Source organism: Luteimonas composti, from assembly GCF_042678665.1.
Taxonomy (GTDB): Bacteria; Pseudomonadota; Gammaproteobacteria; order Xanthomonadales; family Xanthomonadaceae; genus Luteimonas; species Luteimonas composti.
Genome location: NZ_JBHTKU010000002.1, coordinates 13375 through 31229, shown reverse-complemented (window position 1 = coordinate 31229; position 17855 = coordinate 13375). Strand labels below are relative to the sequence as shown.

The following is a 17855-nucleotide window of genomic DNA, read 5'->3' as shown; positions in this document are numbered from 1 at the left end:
CGGCGCGACGGTGGATACGAATGACCGAAGAGAACCAGACCCCCTCGCCCGCGTCCGGCCAGGCCTACGATTCGAGCAGGATCACCGTGCTGCGGGGCCTCGAGGCCGTGCGCAAGCGTCCCGGCATGTACATCGGCGACGTGCACGACGGTACCGGCCTGCACCACATGGTGTTCGAGGTGGTCGACAACTCGATCGACGAGGCCCTCGCCGGCCACGCCGACGAGGTGGTGGTGACGATCCACGAGGACGGGTCGGTGTCGGTGTCCGACAACGGTCGCGGCATCCCGGTCGACATCCACAAGGAAGAAAACCGGTCGGCGGCCGAGGTCATCCTCACCGTGCTCCACGCCGGCGGCAAGTTCGACGACAACAGCTACAAGGTGTCCGGCGGCCTGCACGGCGTGGGCGTGTCCGTGGTCAACGCGCTGTCGTCCAGGCTGCTGCTCGAGATCTGGCGCGACGGCTTCCACCACCAGCAGGAATACGCGCTGGGCGAACCGGTCTACCCGCTCAAGCAGCTGGAGCCTTCGACCCGCAAGGGCACCACCCTGCGCTTCTGGCCCTCGGCCGAGACCTTCAGCGACACCGAGTTCCATTACGACATCCTGGCCCGGCGCCTGCGCGAGCTGTCGTTCCTCAATTCGGGGGTGAAGATCGTCCTGAGCGACGAGCGCGGCGAGGGCCGCCGCGACGTGTTCCAGTACGAAGGCGGCATCCGCAGCTTCGTCGAGCACCTGGCGCAGCTGAAGACCCCGCTGCATCCGAACGTGATCTCGGTGTCCGGCGAGCAGAACGGCATCACCGTCGAAGTGGCGCTGCAGTGGACCGACTCCTACCAGGAGACGATGTTCTGCTTCACCAACAACATCCCGCAGAAGGATGGCGGCACCCACCTGCAGGGCTTCCGTTCGGCGCTCACCCGCACGCTCAGCCATTACATCGAGCAGAACGGCATCGCCAAGCAGGCCAAGGTCAGCTTCTCGGGCGATGACATGCGCGAGGGCCTGATTGCCGTGCTGTCGGTCAAGGTGCCGGATCCGAGCTTTTCCTCGCAGACCAAGGAAAAGCTGGTCTCATCGGATGTGAGACCGGTTGTTGACAGCACGTTCGCTGCACGTTTGGAGGAGTTCCTGCAGGAACACCCCAACGAGGCCAAGGCCATCGCGGGTAAGATCGTTGACGCGGCGCGCGCGCGCGAGGCGGCGCGCAAAGCCCGCGACCTGACCCGCCGCAAGGGCGCGCTGGATATCGCCGGCCTGCCGGGCAAGCTGGCCGACTGCCAGGAAAAGGATCCGGCGCTCAGCGAACTGTTCATCGTCGAGGGCGACTCGGCGGGCGGCTCGGCCAAGCAGGGCCGCAACCGCAAGAATCAGGCGGTGCTGCCGCTGCGCGGCAAGATCCTCAACGTCGAGCGCGCGCGCTTCGACCGCATGCTCTCCAGCGCCGAGGTCGGCACCCTGATCACCGCGCTGGGCACCGGCATCGGCAAGGACGAGTACAACCCGGACAAGCTGCGCTACCACCGCATCATCATCATGACCGACGCGGACGTGGACGGCTCGCACATCCGCACCCTGCTGCTGACCTTCTTCTACCGGCAGATGCCGGAGCTGCTCGAGCGCGGCCACATCTACATCGGCCTGCCGCCGCTGTACAAGATCAAGCAGGGCAAGACCGAGCTCTACCTCAAGGACGACGCGGCGCTCGACGCCTACCTGGCCGGCAACGCCGTGGAAGGCGCCGCGCTGGTGCCGGCCGACGGCGAGCCGCCGATCGAAGGCCCCGCGCTGGAGAAACTGCTGCTGGCCTATGCCGGCGCGCGCGAGGCGATCGCCCGCAACGCGCATCGCTACGACCCGCTGCTGCTCGAGGCGCTGATCGATTTCACCCCGCTCGACCCGGAAGCCCTGAGCGCCAACACCGACGAGCGGCATGAGCTCGAAGTGCTGGAAAAGCGCCTCAACCGCGATGGCCTGGGCCGTCCGCGCTACGCGCTGGAATGGCAGCCGGCACGCGAGGACCGCCCCGCCGCGCTGATCGCCCGACGCCGCCACATGGGCGTCGAGGCGGTGCAGGTGCTGCCGCTGTCGGCGTTCGAGGGCGGCGAGCTGCGCGCGCTCAAGGAGGCCGCGGCCCTGCTGCATGGCCTGATCCGAGAGGGTGCGCAGATCCTGCGCGGCAACCGCGCCCAGGCCATCACCAGCTTCGCCCAGGCCCAGGCCTGGCTGCTGGAAGAAGCCAAGAAGGGCCGCCAGATCCAGCGCTTCAAGGGCCTGGGCGAGATGAACCCCGAGCAGCTCTGGGACACCACGGTCAACCCCGAGACCAGGCGCCTGCTGCAGGTGCGGATCGAGGATGCGGTTGCCGCCGACCAGATCTTCAGTACCCTGATGGGCGACGTGGTCGAGCCGCGTCGGGAATTCATCGAGGACAACGCGCTGAAGGTGTCCAACCTGGATATCTGACGCGGACCGCCGCGGCGTTCACGCGGCGGAAACACCGTCCGCACCAGCGAGGCGCAAGGGACCCTGCGCCTTTTCCCGGCGGCGCCTGGCGCCGCCGGATTGACGAAAACTTAAGACGTCCGCCGCCACACTCGCGGCGAAACGCAAGGGTCCCCCCCATGAGGCACACCATCGCATCGCTGGTCATCGTCGCGTCGCTCGCGGCATGTGCCACCACCACCTCCTCGACTGGACGGACCCAGTACGTCGGCGCTGTTTCCGAGCAGCAGCTCAACCAGCTCGGCGCGCAGGCATTCACCGAAGCCAAGCAGAAGGGCCCGCTGAGCACCGACGCGCGCCAGAACGCGTATGTGCGCTGCGTGGTCGACGCGCTGGTGCGCCAGCTGCCGGCGGGCCAGCGCGCCTTCGCCTGGGAAAGCGCGGTCTTCGCCGAGAAGGAACCCAACGCCTACGCTCTGCCCGGCGGCAAGGTCGGCATCAACACCGGCCTGTTCGACGTCGCCCGGAACCAGGACCAGCTGGCCGCGGTGGTTGCGCACGAGATCGGCCACGTGGTCGAGCGCCACCACGACGAACGCATCACCCGGCAGATGGGCGCCTCCGGCGCAGTGCAGCTGCTCGGCGCGCTGGCCGGCGACTACGGTGCGCTCGCCACCCAGGGCGGCAGCATCCTGGCCCAGACCGGTTTCCTGCTGCCCGGCTCCCGCGCCCAGGAGACCGAGGCCGACGTGGTCGGCCAGCGGATGATGGCCCAGGCCGGCTTCGATCCGCGCGCCGCGGTGGCCCTGTGGCAGAACATGATCTCCGCCGGCGGCAACCGCCCGCCGCAGTGGCTGTCCACGCATCCGGACCCGCAGAGCCGCATCGCCGAACTGCAGGCGCGCGCCGACCAGCTGGTGCCGACCTGGGAACAGGCCCGCGCCGCCGGGCGCCGCCCCAGCTGCGGCTGATCCGCCGCGGGACTTCCCGCGCCGCCCGCTTCACGACATCCTTCCCAGCCCTTGCGCCGGCCGGCGCATGAAACAAGGTGAGACCCATGCCCAAGACGATGCTCCCCACCCGCCTGCTGACCGCGATGATGGCCACCGGCCTGCTGCTGGCCACGACCACCGCGCTGGCGCAGGGCGCGCCGACGCGCGCCGAGGAGCGTCGGGCCGAGCGCAACGCCAAGAAGAACGAGACCCAGGCCGACAAGCCTGCGCCCCGCTATGCCGGCGCCACCCGCCAGGAGCCGGAAGGCAAGGCCTCGCGTTCGGCCTCGGCGCGCCTGGGCAAGCTCTCGGATGCGTACGAAGCGCAGGACGTCGAGACGACCCAGAGCCTGGCCGCCGAGATCATCGCCGACGGGAAGTCCAACGATTACGACAAGTCGATGGCCGCGCGCATCGCCGGCGCGACCGTGCTCGGCCAGGACGACGCCAAGGCGGTGGAGTACTTCCAGCAGGCGCTGCAGTTCAATGGCCTGAAGAACGAAGAGCATTACGAGGTCATGTACATCCTGGCCCAGCTGCACGCCCAGGACGAGCGCTACGACCAGGCGCTGGCGACCATCGAGCAGCTGCTCACCGAGACCGGCACCACCGACCCGGCCATCGCCGCACTCAAGGGCAACGTGCTGCTGCGCATGGAGCGTTACCCCGAGGCGATCGCAGTGCTGCGCCCGCTGGCCGAGGCGGCCGACGCCAAGCCCGAGTACCAGCAGCTGCTGATGGCCGCCTATGCCGAAGCCGGCCAGGGCGCCGAGGCCAGCCGCCTGGCCGAGCAGATCGCCGCGCGCACGCCCGACGACAAGCGCTCGCAGCTCAACCTCGCCGCCACCTACCTGCAGACCGACCAGTACGACAAGGCCGCCGCGGTGTACGAAGGCCTGCGCGCCAAGGGCGAGCTGACCGAGGAACGCGAGTACCGCAACCTGATGGCCTCGTACCTGAGCCTGGACGACGCCCAGGCCAAGGCCATCGAGATCATCAACGAAGGCCTGCAGAAGAACATCCTCAAGCCCGACCACCAGACCTACGTCGCCCTCGCCCAGGCCTACTATTTCGGCGAGCCGCAGCAGATCCCGCAGGCCATCGAGGCCTACCAGAAGGCCGCGCCGCTGGCCCCCACCGGCGAAACCTATCTCAACCTGTCCAAGCTGCTGGCCAACGAGGGCCGCCTGCCCGAAGCGAAGCAGGCCGCGCAGGCGGCACTTGACAAGGGGATCAAGAATCCGGACGAGGCCAAGCGCATTCTTTCCAGGAGCAACTGATCCTGCGTCACGTGGGAAACCGGTTGGTATCGCGCCCGCGGATTGGTATAAGCTTGGAAATTCCCGTCGCCGAAATGCCGGCAGCGGATACGACACGAACCCGGGCGCGCGGCGCCCGGCCAGACTTGAGTTCAACGCATGACCGACCGCTTGCCGAAGACCGACAAGAAAGACGAAGACGAAGGTCTGGACTGGGCGCGAATCGCCGGCTTCACCCTGGTGGTGGCGATCCACGCCGCGGCGCTTCTGCTGCTGCTGGCGCCTGCCACCCCGCCCCAAGCCGAGAAGCAGGACGACGATGCCACCCGCGTGGTGATCATCGAGCCGCCGCCGCCGCCGCCCCCGCCGCCGCCGCCGCCGCCGGAGCCGCCCAAGCCCCAGCCGATCAAGGAGCTGGTGCCGCCGCAGCCGACGCCGCTGCCGCCTCCGCCGGAAGAGCCGCCGGTGGTGTTCGATGAGCCGTCGCCGGTCGACACGCCCGCGCCGCCGCCGGCCCCGCCTGCGCCGCCCGCGGCCCAGCCGGACATCGGTGCCAGCGTCGACATCTCCTCGCGCGCCATGAATCCTCCCCAGTACCCGCCGTCCGCCCTGCGCGCCGGCATCGAGGGCACCGTGATCCTGGTGGTGGACGTGGACGCGAACGGCAACGTGACCAACGTGTCGGTCGAGAAGTCCAGCCGCAATCGCGATCTCGACCGCGCCGCGATGCAGGCCGCACGCAGGTGGCGTTTCAACCCCTCGATCGTCAATGGCCAGCCGGCCGCCGGGCGCGTCCGCGTGCCGGTGGACTTCAACCTCGGCGGCTGATCGACTCGCAACAGTTCCACGCGTTACACCGTTCCACTCCTACACTTCAACAACATTCAAAAAGGTAAGCGTCATGCTGCAGGAAACCACCGCCGCCCCATCGACCGGAGGCAACGCCGAAGCACTGACCCAGATGGGCTTCGCGAACCTGATCGAACACATGACAGTGGTCAACTGGATCGTGTTCATCGTCCTGATCCTCATGTCGGTGCTCTCGATCTACTGGATCATCTACAACTTCTTCAAGCACATCCGCCTGAAGTCGAATTCCGACCGCGTCATCGCCACCTTCTGGGAAACCCCCAACGCGCAGGACGCGATCCGCTTCATGGAAGAGCAGCCGCGCAGCGAACCTTTCTCCAAGGTCGCGCTGGACGCCGCCCAGGCCGCCGCGCACCACCAGCGCCATGACGGTTCGCGCCTGGCCGAGTCGCTCAGCCGCTCCGAGTTCGTGGACCGCGCCCTGCGCCAGGCCGTGACCCGCGAATCGGCCGGTCTGGAAGACGGCCTGACCGTGCTCGCCACCGTCGGTGCGACCGCGCCGTTCGTCGGCCTGCTCGGCACGGTGTGGGGCATCTACAACGCGCTGATCCGCATCGGTGCCACCGGCCAGGCCGACATCGGCGCGGTCGCGGGTCCCGTGGGCGAGGCGCTGATCATGACCGCGATCGGTCTGGCCGTCGCGATCCCGGCGGTGCTGGGCTACAACTTCTTCGTCCGCCTCAACCGCGGCGTGAATGCCAAGCTCGACACCTTCGCGCACGACCTGCACGACTTCTTCGCCACGGGCGCCCGCGTCGGCGAAGCCCGCTGATCGATACCAGACTGACGGAGATCCGACATGGCCTTCAGCTCAGGCGGTGACGGCGGCCACGACAAGGTCAACGCCACGATCAACATCGTGCCGCTGGTCGACGTGATGCTGGTGCTGCTGATCATCTTCATGGTCACCGCGCCGCTCATGGCCCACAAGGTCAAGGTCGACCTGCCCGAGGCCAATCTCGACGAACGTCCCAGCGAGGCGCCTCCCGCGCCTCCGCTGACCGTCGCGATCACGTCCAATGGCAACCTGTACCTCAACGACCAGCCGGTGACGCTGGACGTGCTCGACAGCACGCTGGCGGTGGAAGCGCAGAAGACGCCGCAACCCGCCGTCAACGTGCGTGGCGACGCGACCACGCCGTACCGGATCGTCAATGAGGTGGTGACCCTTGCGCAGCAGAAGGGCATGCGCAAGGTGGGCTTCGTCTCGGCCCGCGAAAAGAACTGATCGGAGAACGCACGATGGCTTTTTCATCCGGTGGTGGTGATGGCGCGCCGATGGCCGAGATCAACATCATTCCGCTGTGCGACATCATGCTGGTGCTGTTGATCATCTTCATGGTCACCGCGCCGCAGGTGTCCTATCCGATCGACATCGACCTTCCGCAGCGCTCGCTCAATCCGCCGACGAACCCGCAGGATCCGCCCGAGCCGATCCGCCTGCGGATCGACGCGGGTGGCACCGTCTACTGGAACGACAGCCCGACGCCGATTTCGGCGCTGCGCCAGATGATGGATGCCGAGGTCCAGCGCGATCCGGCCAACCAGCCGACGCTGGAGATCGACATGAGCGAGGACGCGGAGTACGGCGTGCTGGCCAAGGTGCTCGCCTCGGCCAAGAACGCGCACATGCAGAAGATCGGTTTCGTCAAGAAGTAACCGCACGACCGTCCGGCGTCGCCTGCAGCGCGCCGGCCGCTTACCGCAGCAATCTTCAACGCCGCCCATCGGGCGGCGTTTTTTTTGGGCGTGGCAGGGCCGACCAAGGTCGTACTTGCGGGGCGGGGGAGGGCGGCGTAGCGTCGAAGGCGCATCCACCCAGGCAGGAGGTGCGTCATGGCGTACGGCAGCCGGGCCGACCGGGGGAATCCCGCGATGGCCGAGATCAACATCATTCCGTTGTGCGACGTCCTGCTGGTCCTGCTCATCATCTTCATGGTTACCGCGCCGGCGCTGTCGCGGTCCATCGACCTCGACCTTCCCCAGGCGAGCCCGCCGGACCGGCAGCCGGCGGCGCCGGTCACGCTGCGCATCGCCGCCTCGGGCGAACTGTTCTGGAACGGCGAGGACACCAGCCGCACGCAGTTGCTGGCGCGGATGCGGGAAGCCGCACGCGGTGGAGTGGAGACGCAGCCGATGCTGCAGATCGACGCCGCCGGCGATGCCGACTACCAGGCGGTGGTGCAGGTCCTGGCCGAGGCCGAGCGGGCGGGCCTGGCAAGGATCGGGTTCCTGCGGCAGTGAGCCGGCGCGCTCAGCCGGCGCGGTCGATGATCGCCAGGTAGCGCGAGACGGTGGTGGCGAGGCCGTCGTACAGGGCCTCGCCGATCAGGGCGTGGCCGATCGAGACCTCTTCGACGCCCGGAACGGCGGCGAGGAAGGCGCCCAGATTGGCCTGGCTCAGGTCGTGGCCGGCATTGATGCCCAGGCCTGCGTCCGTCGCCGCGCGGGCCGTTGCGGCGAAGGCGGGCAGCGCCTCGGCCCCGTGTCCGGAAGAGAACGCTTCGGCCCACGGGCCGGTATAGAGCTCGAGCCGGTCGGCGCCGATGGCCGCCGCGGCTCCCACGTCGCAGCCGGCGTCGGCGAACAGGCTGACCCGGCAGCCCAGCGCCCTGAGCCGGGCGACCAGCGGCGCCAGCGACGCGCCATCGCGCACGAAATCGAAGCCGTGGTCGGAGGTCAGCTGGGCATCCGCGTCCGGCACCAGGGTCGCCTGGGCGGGACGCACCAGTTCGCACAGGGCGACGAAACCGGCGTAGCCCTCGCGCGGTGGCGCAAACGGATTGCCTTCGAGGTTGAACTCCACGCCGCGCGCATCGCACAGGGCGGACAGCGCCACGACGTCGTCGTGGCGGGTGTGGCGCGCATCGGGGCGCGGGTGCACGGTGATGCCGTGGGCCCCCGCGTCGAGGCAGGTCGTGGCCGCGCGCAGGATGTCGGGCTCGACGCCGCCGCGCGAATTGCGCAGCACCGCGATCTTGTTGAGGTTGACGCTGAGGCGGCAGCTCATGCGTCGCGCCCCCCGTGACGCATGCTCACCGGAGCTGCGACTCGTCGGCGGTCGCGGGGGCGGGAGCGGGCACTCCGGGCGTCGCGGCGGCACGGCGCGCCTCGGCCAGTTCGCGCATGCGCTGCAGCTCGCGTGGATCGAGCATCTGGCTGTCGTCCCGACTCTGCGTATCGATCCGCTGCGACAGCAGGCCCAGGATCCAGAGGCACAGCAGCACCAGCGCCGCGACCAGGCAGATCACCACCAGTGCCACGGACGAGGTCATGAAGGCGATCGCCAGCGCGGCGACCGCGAGCAACAGGAACAACCAGGGCATGGGGCAGGCTCCGCTGCGGGCGTGGACGCAGTCTAACGCCAAGCGTCCACGCGGCATGCCGTTCGGGCGGCGGCCCGCACCGCTGGTCGCGCGGGCGGGCCGCGCGGCCGGATCCGCCAGCGGCAGGACGCGGCTACAGCAGCGGCGACAGCAGCCGCGCCAGCGCCTCGGGCAGGCGCGCGCGCAGCAGGCTGCGGCGCGGACCCAGGCGCACCCGTGGCGCGCTGGCCAGTTCGCCTTCGACCAGTTCGGCCAGTGCGGCGCCCAGCCGCGCATCGTCGAACAGTACCGAGACCTCGAAGTTGAGCCGGAAGCTGCGGTGGTCGAAGTTGGCGCTGCCGATCACGACCGTGCTGTCGTCCACCAGCAGCGCCTTGGTATGCAGCATCCGCGGGCCGTACTCATAGACCTTGACCCCGGCCTTGAGCAGAGGACCGAAGTACGAGCGGGCGGCGAGGGTCACCAGGCGCGAGTCGCTCATCTTGGGCACCAGCAGGCGTACGTCCAGGCCGGCCAGGGCGGCCGAGGTCAGCGACATCATCGCCGCCTCGCCCGGGACGAAGTAGGGCGTCACCAGCCAGACGCGCTGCCTGGCGGCGTGGATCGCGCCGACGTGGGCGCGGTGGATGGCTTCCCACGGCGAATCGGGACCCGACGTGATCACCTGCGCGCAGACGTCGCCGCGCGGCAGCGGCGGGCTTTGGCGCTCGACTTCGCCGATGAACTCGCGCTCGCCCGTCGCATAGGCCCAATCCTCGACGAACACCAGCTGCAGCGCCCGCACCAGGTTGCCCTCCACGCGCAGGTGCAGGTCACGGTAGGCCGCCGGATTGACGCGCTCGTTCTGGTCGTCGGTGACGTTCATGCCGCCGGTGTAGGCGATGCGGCCGTCGATCACGACGATCTTGCGGTGGCTGCGCAGGTTGGTCCACGGGCGCTGCCAGACGCGGCCGAAGCGGGTGGGGTGGAACCAGGCCACTTCGCCGCCTGCCTCCAGCAGGGAAGCGAAGAAGCGCTGGCAACGCGCCGCGCCCAGGGCGTCGACCAGCAGGCGCACCTTCACCCCGGCACGGGCGCGCTCGACCAGGGCATCGCGCAGCGCCGCGCCGGTCGTGTCGGGATGCCAGATGTAGTACTCGAGGTGGATGTGGTGGCGGGCGCGGGCCACGTCCTCGAGCAGGGCGTCGTACTTGGCCGCGCCGTCGACCAGCAGGTGCACGTCACTGGCGGTGGTCATCGGCAGCCCGGTCGATGCGCGCACCATGCGCGCCAGTTCGGCCACCTCCTCGTTCTCGGCCAGCGCTTGCGCCGGCAGCTCGCCGCGGACCCGCGCCCGGCGCAGCCGCTGGCGCTCGATCCGCTGCGGACCGAACACGTGGTAGATCAGGAAGCCCACGTAGGGCAGCAGCGCCAGGCCGAGGAGCCAGCTGACGGTCGCGACCGGTTCGCGCTTCTGGAGGATGATCCAGCCGCCCAGCAGCAGCAGGTACAGCGCCCAGCCCGCGGTGAGGTACAGGCGCAGGTGGGGAACGGCGCCGAGCCAATCCCAGCCCTGGCGCAGCAGATCGAGTATCGGCACGGCCCTTCCGTCGTCGCTGCGGCTGCGACGCCCGCAACTAGGCTAGCGGGATGGCAGTGACGGCGGAAGCGGATGCGCCTGCCCGGCCGCTCGAGGCCCGTGCATGCAGCAAGGCCCGACGCCGCAGCAGGGCAGTCAGCGTCGCCGCGATGGCCGTTTCCCGGCCGCGCACCCGCGCAGCGCAGGCGATCGCGCGCGCGTACCGCCGGCAAGCCGCAGCCGATCCCAGTCGGCCGTGCCGGGACGGGGCCGCCCGCGCACGGACTGCCGGCCCACTGCCACCCGCCGCCCGTAGAGGCCGGCGCCCAGAAGACCGGTGCCGAACAGGAGCAGCAGTGCGGGCAGGCCCATGATCTCGAAAGGCGAATCGATGCGGGCCAACGTCGTGCCATCGGCCAGCACGCGGTGGCGGACCACCAAGGCGCTGGCGATGGGCGGCGCCTTGGACTCGTCGCGGGGCATGTTGCCGATGACGCGGGCCGACCGGCCGTCCGCACCCCTGTAGGCCACGACGGGCACCACGTTGGAACTGACGTAACGGCCCGTCAGGTCGCGGATGCCGCCGTCCCGCCCCTGGTGCGCGACGACGATGCCGGAAGTGAGCGTGCTTTCCCGGCAGAACTGCCAGGCGGCGGCAGCCAGCAGCAAGCCCACCGCCAGCGCCAGCGCGCCGAGCACGATCCATCCCCACGACAGCCGGTGCAGGGCGCGATCCCCGCCGTTCACTTCATGCGTACGGTGATGCGCCCGCCCTGCGCCGGCAGTGCGAACGCGATGCGATCGAAACCGGGGCGCGCGAACAGGACAGGGTTGTTGGAGAACCCGTAATCGTCCCTGGGGATACCGAGCGGCCCGATGTCGAATTTGCGGTTGCCGTCCTTGTCGTGCAGCACCATCACCCCGTAACGGCCGGCCTTGAGCCCATCGAAGCGCACCTGCAGCCGATCGCTGCCGTCGGGATAGGCGCGCTGCATCCGCAGTGCGTCGCGCTGGCTGTTCCAGGCCTCCTCGGAATCGTAGACAAACACCGTCAGCCGTCCCGTCTGGGCACCGACGCGCTCGATGTCCACCACCAGCTCGACCGCGAATGCGGGCAAGACCAGGGCGGAAGCGAGCAGGGGCAGAAGCAGGAGCGGCCGTCGCCGGCGTGATGGGTCCATGTCGGGTCTCCGGAATACGGGCGGGGGTCAGGCGTGCGCGACCGGTCTGCCGCGCGGCAGCGGCGCGATGCGGTAGTGCCGGTCCAGCCAGAGTCGCGTCGCCACCGCCAGCAGCACCGGCCCGAACCAGGCCAGGTAGAACCAGGCCGGTCCCTGCAGCACCGGCACCAGTCGCGGCAGGCCGATCGACAGGAAGGCGATATGGGTGGCGGCGGCATTGGCGACCATCGCCCCGTAGTGTTCCTGCAGCCACCAGCGCGGCTGTGCCGGAATGCTCCGTCGACGGCGCAGCATGTCGATACCGGTCAGGATGCCCACCAGGGAGAAGCCGGCGAGCAGCGGCTGGCCGCGATCCACGCCCAGCCACAGCACCGCCAGGCCCGCCAGCGGGTTGGCCAGCGCCAGGAGGTGGTAGGTCCGGCCCAGGTAACGGGCAGGCTGTGCCCGGTCGCGGACCGCGCGCCACGACAGCCACACCGATGTGCCCACAAGCAGCAGCAGGTATCCCAAGAACGCCGCGCCCGCCACCTGCCCGGCCGACAGGCGCGCGAGCGTGAGCGGAACGCCGCTGGCAATCACCAGGCACATGGCCACCAGGTAGACACGGCCGCACAGCCGGTGTGCGTGGCTGCCCTTGCGCAGTGACGCCGACAGCCAGAACGTGCCCAGGGCGATGGTTCCGGCGGCGATGTGCATGGCGACGAAGCTGGCGGATCCGGGCATGGCCACACCCCTGGGACAGGCCTGCCAGCGTGCGGAACGCAGGCGCCGGGCCGCAGTGCCGGGGGTCATCGATCCGGGGTGCCGGAAGTCACTTTCTGCGCAGGTGGCGTTGCCAGCGCCACGCCGCGCACAGCACGATGGCCGCCCGATCCCGGGAGCCCGCCATGCACGGCCAGCTCAAGCCGCTGCTGCAGCCATTGAACCTCGCCGCCCTGGTGACGCTGGCGACCGTGGCCTGGTCGGTCGATGGCGAGCTCGGTGGCCATCGGCTGGCGGGCTGGGCCCTGCTGGGCCTGTTCGCGCTCGTTCTCATGCGGATGGACGCACTGGGACAACGCCCGCGCCTGCGCGTGGCCGGCTACGCGGTGCTCGCGGCCTGCGCGATGGCGGTGGTGGCCCTGGCCCCGCGCACCGGCACCTCGCCGATCCTGGTGGTGGTGCTGGTGGCGGCGCTCGCCGTGGACTACCCGGCCTGGCGGGTGCTGCCGGCGGCGGCCGCACTCAACCTGCTGCTCTATCTGGTGCTCCGCGCGGGGGGCCACGCCGCCCCGGGCATGGCGGTGGGCGTGTTCCTGGGCTTCCAGGCGTTCGCCGCGCTGGTGGCCCACTACGCCCGCAGCGCGGAGGCTGCGCGCGATCGCCTCGCGCAGGTCAACGCCGATCTCCTCGCCACCCGCGCCCTGCTGGCCGACAGCATCCGTGACGCCGAACGGCTGCGGGTCGCGCGCGAACTGCATGACGTGGCCGGGCACCGGCTCACCGCGCTGACGCTGAACCTGCGGGCCCTGGCCGACGTGCCGGCGCTGGCCGGACGCCCCGAGCTGCAGGTCGCGCGCACCATGGCCGCCGAGCTGATGGGCGACCTGCGCCAGGTGGTGCAGGCGCTGCGCCAGGACCGCGGCGTCGATCTCGCCACCGCGCTGCACGCCATCGCCGCGCCGTTCCCGCGCCCCGCGCTGCGGCTGGCGATGGCCCAGGACGTCCGCATCGAGGATGCAGGCACCGCTGAAGCGCTGATGCGCATGGTCCAGGAGGCCATGACCAATGCCGCCCGCCACGGGCAGGCCCGCCATCTGGACGTGGCGATCCGGCGGCAGGACAACCGCATCGGCGTAACGATCGAGGACGACGGTCGGGCACACGCGCCGCTGCGCGAGGGCAATGGCCTGTCGGGCATGCGTGAGCGCCTGGCCGAGGCCGGCGGCACCCTGGCGCTCTCGATGTCGGCACGCGGCGGGCTGCGCATCGAGGCGAGCCTCCCCGCATGAGCGGGCCGCGGATCGCGCTCGCCGACGACCAGGCGCTCGTGCGCGCGGGGTTGCGCGCGCTGCTCGAGCGCCAGGGCATCACCATCGCCTTCGAGGCGGACGATGGGGCATCGCTGCTCGACGGCCTCGCCGCGACCCCCGTCGACGTGGTGCTCAGCGACATCCGCATGCCCGGCATCGACGGCATCGAAGCCCTGGTGCGGCTGCGTGCCCGTGGCGACCGGACTCCCGTGCTGCTGCTCACGACCTTCGACGAGAGCGATCTGATGCTGCGCGCCGCCGGCGCGGGCGCGCAGGGCTTCCTGCTCAAGGATGCCGCTCCCGAGCAGCTGCGCGAGGCCATCGTGCGCATTGCCGCCGGCGACGCGCTGCTGCAGCCGGTCAGTACCGATCCGGTACGCGCGCGCTACCGCTATCACGCCGCCGACGCGCCCGCCGAGCCCTTCAGCGTCCGCGAGGTCGCCATCCTCCGCCTGCTTGCGGGCGGGTACTCCAATCGCGAGATCGCCCGTTCGCTGTTCCTGGCCGAGGGCACCGTGAAGAACTACGTCTCGACCATCCTGGACAAGCTCGGTACCCGCGACCGCACCCGCGCGGTGCTGAAGGCGATCACCCTGCGGGTGATCTGACCGGCCTTCGCGGCGGAGCCCCGGCGGTGACGGCCGCGCGCGCCACGGGAGCGTGTCGCGTCGGTTGAGACGCCGCTAGCGCACACTGGACCGATGTCGATGGCGACCAAAGCCAGGGTCGTGGCCACCGCCCCGCTCAAGGGCCGCGGCGCGGCCTCTCATGTGCCCGGCCGGTACCAGACCGCGACCGTCCACGCCGAGGACGACGGCTGGGACAGCCTGCAGGCCCGCGACGACACCGATCCGGCGCCGCATCCGGAGACGCAGGTGCACGAGGAGACCGCGCGCGGCATCGTCAGCCGGAACGATTCGCCGGACGTGGGCTTCAGCCAGTCGGTCAACCCGTACCGTGGCTGCGAGCACGGCTGCGTGTACTGCTTCGCCCGCCCCTCGCACGCCTATCTCGACCTCTCGCCCGGTCTCGACTTCGAAACCCGCCTGTTCGCAAAGACCAACGCGCCGCAGCGGCTGCGTGCGGAGTTCTCGCGCAAGGGGTACCGCTGTTCGCCGATCGCGCTGGGCATCAATACCGACGCCTACCAGCCGATCGAGCGCCGCTACCGCATCACCCGCGCGCTGATCGAGGTGATGGCCGAATTCCGCCACCCGTTCAGCCTGCTGACCAAGAGCGCGCTGGTCACGCGCGATATCGACCTGCTGGCGCCGCTGGCGCGCCAAGGCCTGGTCACCGTGCACTTCTCGGTGACCACGCTCGACAACCGGCTCTCGGCGCGGCTGGAGCCGCGTGCGGCGGCACCCCACGCGCGGCTGCGGGCGATGCGCGAGATCGCCGAGGCGGGGATACCGGTGGGTGTGATGGTGGCGCCGGTCATCCCTGCCATCAACGACCACGAGATCGAGGCCATCCTCGAGGCGGCGCGCGACGCGGGCGCGCGGTCGGCGGGGCACGTGCTGCTGCGCCTGCCGCACGAGCTCAAGGAGATCTGGCGCGAATGGCTGCAGCTGCACCATCCCGATCGCGCCGCGCACGTCATGAGCCTGGTGCAGCAGATGCGCGGTGGCCGCGACTACGACAGTGGCTTCGGCACGCGCATGCGCGGACAGGGGCCGTTCGCGGACCTGATTGCTGCGCGGTTCCGGCGTGCGCGGCGGCGGCTGGGTTTCGAGGGCATGCCGCCGCTGGAGTGCGGACGCTTCCGCCCGCCGCCGGCAGCGGGCGACCAGCCCCAGCTGTTCTGAGCCTCGTTTAACGCTGCCTGCACCCGACCTCCACAAGGAACTTCCGTAGACTGTGCGCGTTGGCGCCTGCCGCAGCGACGTGAGCGATCGTGCAGTTCGATGGATCCGTGTACCAGGAAGCATTCGCCAATGCGGATGCGGGCCTGGCCGTGCTTGCGCCCGATGGAGCGTGGCTGGCGGCGAACGCGGCCCTGTCCCGGCGGCTGGGTCGGCCGGTTTCCGGCCTGGTGGGAACCCGGGCGCATGCCAGCGTGTTCGATGCCGCCACTGCGCGCCGCATCGATGCGGCGCTGTCCGGCGGCGAGGTACCGCGCGGCATCCTCGTGCAACACGGCGATGGCCGGGCCTGGCGCCTGACGGCCACGCCGCTGGCGCAGGGCCTGCTGCTGCAGCTCGACGATGCACCCGGCGCGACGGTCGAGCGGATGCAGGACCACCTGACCCACGGCATCTCCCACGACCTGCGCGCGCCGCTGCGCGGCATCGCCGGGTTCGCGGCGCGGCTGGAGGAGTCCGGTGCGGTGGCGGATGCCGGCATGGCGGACGTCGCGCGCATCCGCGCGGCTGCGACGCGCGCCGAACGGCTGGTCGACGGCCTGCTCGAACTGCTGCGAGCTTCGCGCCAGCCGCTGCGCGAGCAGGAGGTGGACGTCAGCCTGCTGTGCGAATGGGTCGCCGCCGAACTCGGCGACGCCGATCCGGATCGGGCTGCACGCGTCGACATCGCCCCCGGCCTGATGGCCAGGGGCGACGAGCACTGGCTCAAGGTGATGCTCGGTCATGTGCTGGGCAATGCGTGGAAGTTCTCGGCGCTGTGCGAGCGCGTCGAGATCCACGTCGAGGGGCAGGCGGTCGATGGGCGCCTGCAGCTGGCCGTGCACGACGCCGGCTGCGGTTTCGACATGCGATATGCTGACAAGCTGTTCGTGCCCTTCCAGCGCCTGCACGGTCCGGAGCAGGGAGGCGGCAACGGGCTTGGACTGGCGATCGCGCTGCAGGTCGCCGAGCGCCATGGGGGTCGCTTGCGGGGATCGTCGCGACCGGGCGGGGGCAGTACCTTCTTCATCGATCTGCCGGCCGCCACCGGCCGCGACCCGGACGAGCACCATGACGCCTAGCGAAATCCTGCTGATCGAAGACAATCCCGACGACGCGGAGCTGACCCGCATCGCCTTCGCCGAGGCGGGGATCGACCGCCAGCTGGTGGTGGTGCGCGATGGCGTGGAAGCGCTGGACTACCTGTTCGCGCGCGGCCGGCACGAGGGCCGCGACGCCGCGCAGCTGCCGGCGATCGTGCTGCTCGACCTCAACCTGCCCAGGATCGACGGACGCGAAGTGCTGCAGGCGATCCGCAGCGACGCCCGCACGCGCGCCCTGCCGGTGGTGGTGCTGACCACCAGCGACGAGCTGTTCGACGTCGAGGCCACCTACGCGCTCGGCGTGAACAGCTACATCCGCAAGCCGGTGGACTTCGACCAGTTCGTCGGCGTGGTCAAGCAGATCGGCCTTTACTGGCTGGTGCTCAACCAGCCGCGCGTGGCGGGCTGAGGTGCCGCAACACGATTAGCGCCCGCCGTACAGCGCCTCGGCGCGCTGGAACAGGATCCAGCTGGTGGCGATGAACTTGTCCGCGCCCTCGGGCCGGTTGCCGCGATGGGTGTGGGTGAAAGCCGTCGGCGCGATCAGCAGGTCGCCGGTGCGCGGCGCCACCTTGCGCTGCTGGAACAGGAACTCGGTCTCGCCGGCGCCGAAGCCCTCGTTGAGGTAGATCGTCCACAGCAGGTGCCGGTGCAGCGTTTCGCAGTCGGGCGCGCGCGGATACAGCTCGCAGTGCCAGTACGGATACCCGCCTTCGCCGGCGCGGTACCACTGCAGGTTGATCGCGCCCGGGCGCAGGCAGGTGCGCGCCAGCTGGCCCAGCGCCTTGTCGTCGAGCGCGGCGATGTCCTGCGCCGACAGCCGGCGCAGCCCGCCCTGGCCGTCGGCGTGCTGCAGCATCAGCGGCGCGATCAGCGCCTGCGGGTAGCGGCGCAGGTAGGCCAGCAGCCCGTCGTAGACCGCGACGTTGAGCGCCTGCGCGACGTCGGCCCAGTCCGGCCGCTCGCTGATGGACAGGTCGCGGCTGTGCTTGAGTTCCGGATGCACGCCGCCGCCGACCTGGCCGGGCTGCAGCGCATCGCTCGCGCGCATGCGCTCGACGATCGCGGCGCAGGCCGCGGCATCGAGCGCGCCCGGGTACACCTCGATGAAGTCGGCCGCCTGCACGCATCGATTGTAGCGCCGCCCACGTCATGCCGATCGGCAATGTGGTCCCAACCAATGCGCCTGCCCGGATAACGCCGGCTTTACGCATCCGGCCGCGCCCCTGCGTAGACAGGCAGGGCACAGGGATGAGGGAGCGG

The 17855-nt window shown here is 70.2% G+C and carries 20 protein-coding genes; 13 read left to right on the top strand and 7 right to left on the bottom strand.

The features are described from left to right. The first annotated feature begins 20 nt into the window (after window positions 1-20). The 8 genes from gyrB (at window position 21) to ACFQ2D_RS04820 (ending at window position 7812) form a co-directional block, all read left to right on the top strand. Complete coding sequence (gene gyrB, locus ACFQ2D_RS04855) at window positions 21-2468, top strand: DNA topoisomerase (ATP-hydrolyzing) subunit B (protein WP_280943669.1); 2448 nt, start codon at window positions 21-23, stop codon at window positions 2466-2468. Window positions 2469-2626: 158 nt separating this feature from the next. Next, window positions 2627-3418: a M48 family metallopeptidase gene (locus ACFQ2D_RS04850; protein ID WP_280943670.1), complete on the top strand. Its 792-nt coding sequence runs from the start codon at window positions 2627-2629 to the stop codon at window positions 3416-3418. An 86-nt stretch (window positions 3419-3504) separates the two neighbouring features. Beyond that, window positions 3505-4719 (top strand): tetratricopeptide repeat protein, encoded by a 1215-nt coding sequence (locus ACFQ2D_RS04845; RefSeq protein ID WP_280943671.1) that lies wholly within the window; start codon window positions 3505-3507, stop codon window positions 4717-4719. Window positions 4720-4857: 138 nt separating this feature from the next. Beyond that, on the top strand, window positions 4858-5526 hold the full coding sequence (locus tag ACFQ2D_RS04840; RefSeq protein WP_280943672.1) for an energy transducer TonB: 669 nt from the start codon (window positions 4858-4860) through the stop codon (window positions 5524-5526). Window positions 5527-5599: 73 nt separating this feature from the next. Continuing rightward, window positions 5600-6340 carry a MotA/TolQ/ExbB proton channel family protein gene (locus tag ACFQ2D_RS04835; RefSeq protein ID WP_280943673.1) on the top strand — a complete coding sequence of 247 codons (741 nt, stop codon included), beginning with the start codon at window positions 5600-5602 and terminating at the stop codon, window positions 6338-6340. Window positions 6341-6367: 27 nt separating this feature from the next. Then, window positions 6368-6796, top strand: coding sequence for an ExbD/TolR family protein (locus ACFQ2D_RS04830; protein ID WP_280943674.1), 429 nt, complete (start codon window positions 6368-6370; stop codon window positions 6794-6796). A gap of 14 nt (window positions 6797-6810) precedes the next feature. Beyond that, entirely contained in the window at window positions 6811-7227 is a 417-nt protein-coding gene (locus ACFQ2D_RS04825) for an ExbD/TolR family protein (protein WP_280943675.1), read from the top strand. Between the two features lie 216 nt (window positions 7228-7443). Continuing rightward, window positions 7444-7812: an ExbD/TolR family protein gene (locus tag ACFQ2D_RS04820; RefSeq protein ID WP_280943676.1), complete on the top strand. Its 369-nt coding sequence runs from the start codon at window positions 7444-7446 to the stop codon at window positions 7810-7812. A gap of 10 nt (window positions 7813-7822) precedes the next feature. Here the strand turns inward: ACFQ2D_RS04820 and ACFQ2D_RS04815 are convergent, their stop codons facing one another. From ACFQ2D_RS04815 to ACFQ2D_RS04790, 6 genes are all read right to left on the bottom strand, one after another. Beyond that, complete coding sequence (locus ACFQ2D_RS04815) at window positions 7823-8578, bottom strand: pyridoxine 5'-phosphate synthase (RefSeq protein WP_280943678.1); 756 nt, start codon at window positions 8576-8578, stop codon at window positions 7823-7825. 25 nt (window positions 8579-8603) lie between these two features. Next, window positions 8604-8894 (bottom strand): hypothetical protein, encoded by a 291-nt coding sequence (locus tag ACFQ2D_RS04810; RefSeq protein ID WP_280943679.1) that lies wholly within the window; start codon window positions 8892-8894, stop codon window positions 8604-8606. Between the two features lie 133 nt (window positions 8895-9027). Next, a complete protein-coding gene (gene cls, locus ACFQ2D_RS04805; protein ID WP_280943715.1) occupies window positions 9028-10467 on the bottom strand; it encodes a cardiolipin synthase in 1440 nt (479 codons plus the stop codon). A gap of 141 nt (window positions 10468-10608) precedes the next feature. Continuing rightward, window positions 10609-11199: a hypothetical protein gene (locus ACFQ2D_RS04800; protein ID WP_386795554.1), complete on the bottom strand. Its 591-nt coding sequence runs from the start codon at window positions 11197-11199 to the stop codon at window positions 10609-10611. Further along, window positions 11196-11633 (bottom strand): DUF2141 domain-containing protein, encoded by a 438-nt coding sequence (locus ACFQ2D_RS04795; protein ID WP_280943681.1) that lies wholly within the window; start codon window positions 11631-11633, stop codon window positions 11196-11198. Before ACFQ2D_RS04795 ends, ACFQ2D_RS04800 begins: the two co-directional genes overlap by 4 nt. Window positions 11634-11660: 27 nt before the next feature. Beyond that, a complete protein-coding gene (locus tag ACFQ2D_RS04790) occupies window positions 11661-12356 on the bottom strand; it encodes a hypothetical protein (RefSeq protein ID WP_280943683.1) in 696 nt (231 codons plus the stop codon). 164 nt (window positions 12357-12520) lie between these two features. Here ACFQ2D_RS04790 and ACFQ2D_RS04785 point away from each other — a divergent pair, with 164 nt between their 5' ends. The 5 genes from ACFQ2D_RS04785 to ACFQ2D_RS04765 all read left to right on the top strand — a co-directional run bounded on the left by ACFQ2D_RS04785 (window position 12521) and on the right by ACFQ2D_RS04765 (window position 17001). Then, a complete protein-coding gene (locus ACFQ2D_RS04785; RefSeq protein ID WP_280943684.1) occupies window positions 12521-13624 on the top strand; it encodes a sensor histidine kinase in 1104 nt (367 codons plus the stop codon). Further along, window positions 13621-14253 carry a response regulator transcription factor gene (locus ACFQ2D_RS04780; RefSeq protein WP_280943686.1) on the top strand — a complete coding sequence of 211 codons (633 nt, stop codon included), beginning with the start codon at window positions 13621-13623 and terminating at the stop codon, window positions 14251-14253. Before ACFQ2D_RS04785 ends, ACFQ2D_RS04780 begins: the two co-directional genes overlap by 4 nt. A gap of 99 nt (window positions 14254-14352) precedes the next feature. Then, window positions 14353-15453 (top strand): PA0069 family radical SAM protein, encoded by a 1101-nt coding sequence (locus ACFQ2D_RS04775; RefSeq protein ID WP_280943688.1) that lies wholly within the window; start codon window positions 14353-14355, stop codon window positions 15451-15453. A 107-nt stretch (window positions 15454-15560) separates the two neighbouring features. Continuing rightward, a complete protein-coding gene (locus tag ACFQ2D_RS04770) occupies window positions 15561-16571 on the top strand; it encodes a sensor histidine kinase (RefSeq protein WP_280943689.1) in 1011 nt (336 codons plus the stop codon). After that, window positions 16561-17001 carry a response regulator gene (locus ACFQ2D_RS04765; protein WP_280943690.1) on the top strand — a complete coding sequence of 147 codons (441 nt, stop codon included), beginning with the start codon at window positions 16561-16563 and terminating at the stop codon, window positions 16999-17001. The genes ACFQ2D_RS04770 and ACFQ2D_RS04765 overlap by 11 nt, the downstream gene beginning before the upstream one ends. Before the next feature lie 15 nt (window positions 17002-17016). Here ACFQ2D_RS04765 and ACFQ2D_RS04760 read toward each other — a convergent pair whose 3' ends face one another. Further along, the gene (locus ACFQ2D_RS04760; protein WP_280943691.1) at window positions 17017-17718 is read right to left on the bottom strand and encodes a 2OG-Fe(II) oxygenase; all 702 of its coding nucleotides are present in this window, start codon (window positions 17716-17718) and stop codon (window positions 17017-17019) included. Window positions 17719-17855: the final 137 nt, after the last annotated feature.

What these genes read in the sequence shown, in the direction of transcription:
- ACFQ2D_RS04785 (WP_280943684.1), top strand. Translation starts at nt 12,521, where the DNA reads ATGCACGGCCAGCTCAAGCCGCTGCTGCAGCCATTGAACCTCGCCGCC.
- ACFQ2D_RS04765 (WP_280943690.1), top strand. Translation starts at nt 16,561, where the DNA reads ATGACGCCTAGCGAAATCCTGCTGATCGAAGACAATCCCGACGACGCG.
- ACFQ2D_RS04815 (WP_280943678.1), bottom strand. Translation starts at nt 8,578, where the DNA reads ATGAGCTGCCGCCTCAGCGTCAACCTCAACAAGATCGCGGTGCTGCGC.
- ACFQ2D_RS04830 (WP_280943674.1), top strand. Translation starts at nt 6,368, where the DNA reads ATGGCCTTCAGCTCAGGCGGTGACGGCGGCCACGACAAGGTCAACGCC.
- gyrB (WP_280943669.1), top strand. Translation starts at nt 21, where the DNA reads ATGACCGAAGAGAACCAGACCCCCTCGCCCGCGTCCGGCCAGGCCTAC.
- ACFQ2D_RS04850 (WP_280943670.1), top strand. Translation starts at nt 2,627, where the DNA reads ATGAGGCACACCATCGCATCGCTGGTCATCGTCGCGTCGCTCGCGGCA.
- ACFQ2D_RS04790 (WP_280943683.1), bottom strand. Translation starts at nt 12,356, where the DNA reads ATGCCCGGATCCGCCAGCTTCGTCGCCATGCACATCGCCGCCGGAACC.
- ACFQ2D_RS04845 (WP_280943671.1), top strand. Translation starts at nt 3,505, where the DNA reads ATGCCCAAGACGATGCTCCCCACCCGCCTGCTGACCGCGATGATGGCC.
- ACFQ2D_RS04820 (WP_280943676.1), top strand. Translation starts at nt 7,444, where the DNA reads ATGGCCGAGATCAACATCATTCCGTTGTGCGACGTCCTGCTGGTCCTG.
- ACFQ2D_RS04780 (WP_280943686.1), top strand. Translation starts at nt 13,621, where the DNA reads ATGAGCGGGCCGCGGATCGCGCTCGCCGACGACCAGGCGCTCGTGCGC.
- ACFQ2D_RS04840 (WP_280943672.1), top strand. Translation starts at nt 4,858, where the DNA reads ATGACCGACCGCTTGCCGAAGACCGACAAGAAAGACGAAGACGAAGGT.
- ACFQ2D_RS04835 (WP_280943673.1), top strand. Translation starts at nt 5,600, where the DNA reads ATGCTGCAGGAAACCACCGCCGCCCCATCGACCGGAGGCAACGCCGAA.
- ACFQ2D_RS04810 (WP_280943679.1), bottom strand. Translation starts at nt 8,894, where the DNA reads ATGCCCTGGTTGTTCCTGTTGCTCGCGGTCGCCGCGCTGGCGATCGCC.
- ACFQ2D_RS04825 (WP_280943675.1), top strand. Translation starts at nt 6,811, where the DNA reads ATGGCTTTTTCATCCGGTGGTGGTGATGGCGCGCCGATGGCCGAGATC.
- ACFQ2D_RS04775 (WP_280943688.1), top strand. Translation starts at nt 14,353, where the DNA reads ATGGCGACCAAAGCCAGGGTCGTGGCCACCGCCCCGCTCAAGGGCCGC.
- ACFQ2D_RS04795 (WP_280943681.1), bottom strand. Translation starts at nt 11,633, where the DNA reads ATGGACCCATCACGCCGGCGACGGCCGCTCCTGCTTCTGCCCCTGCTC.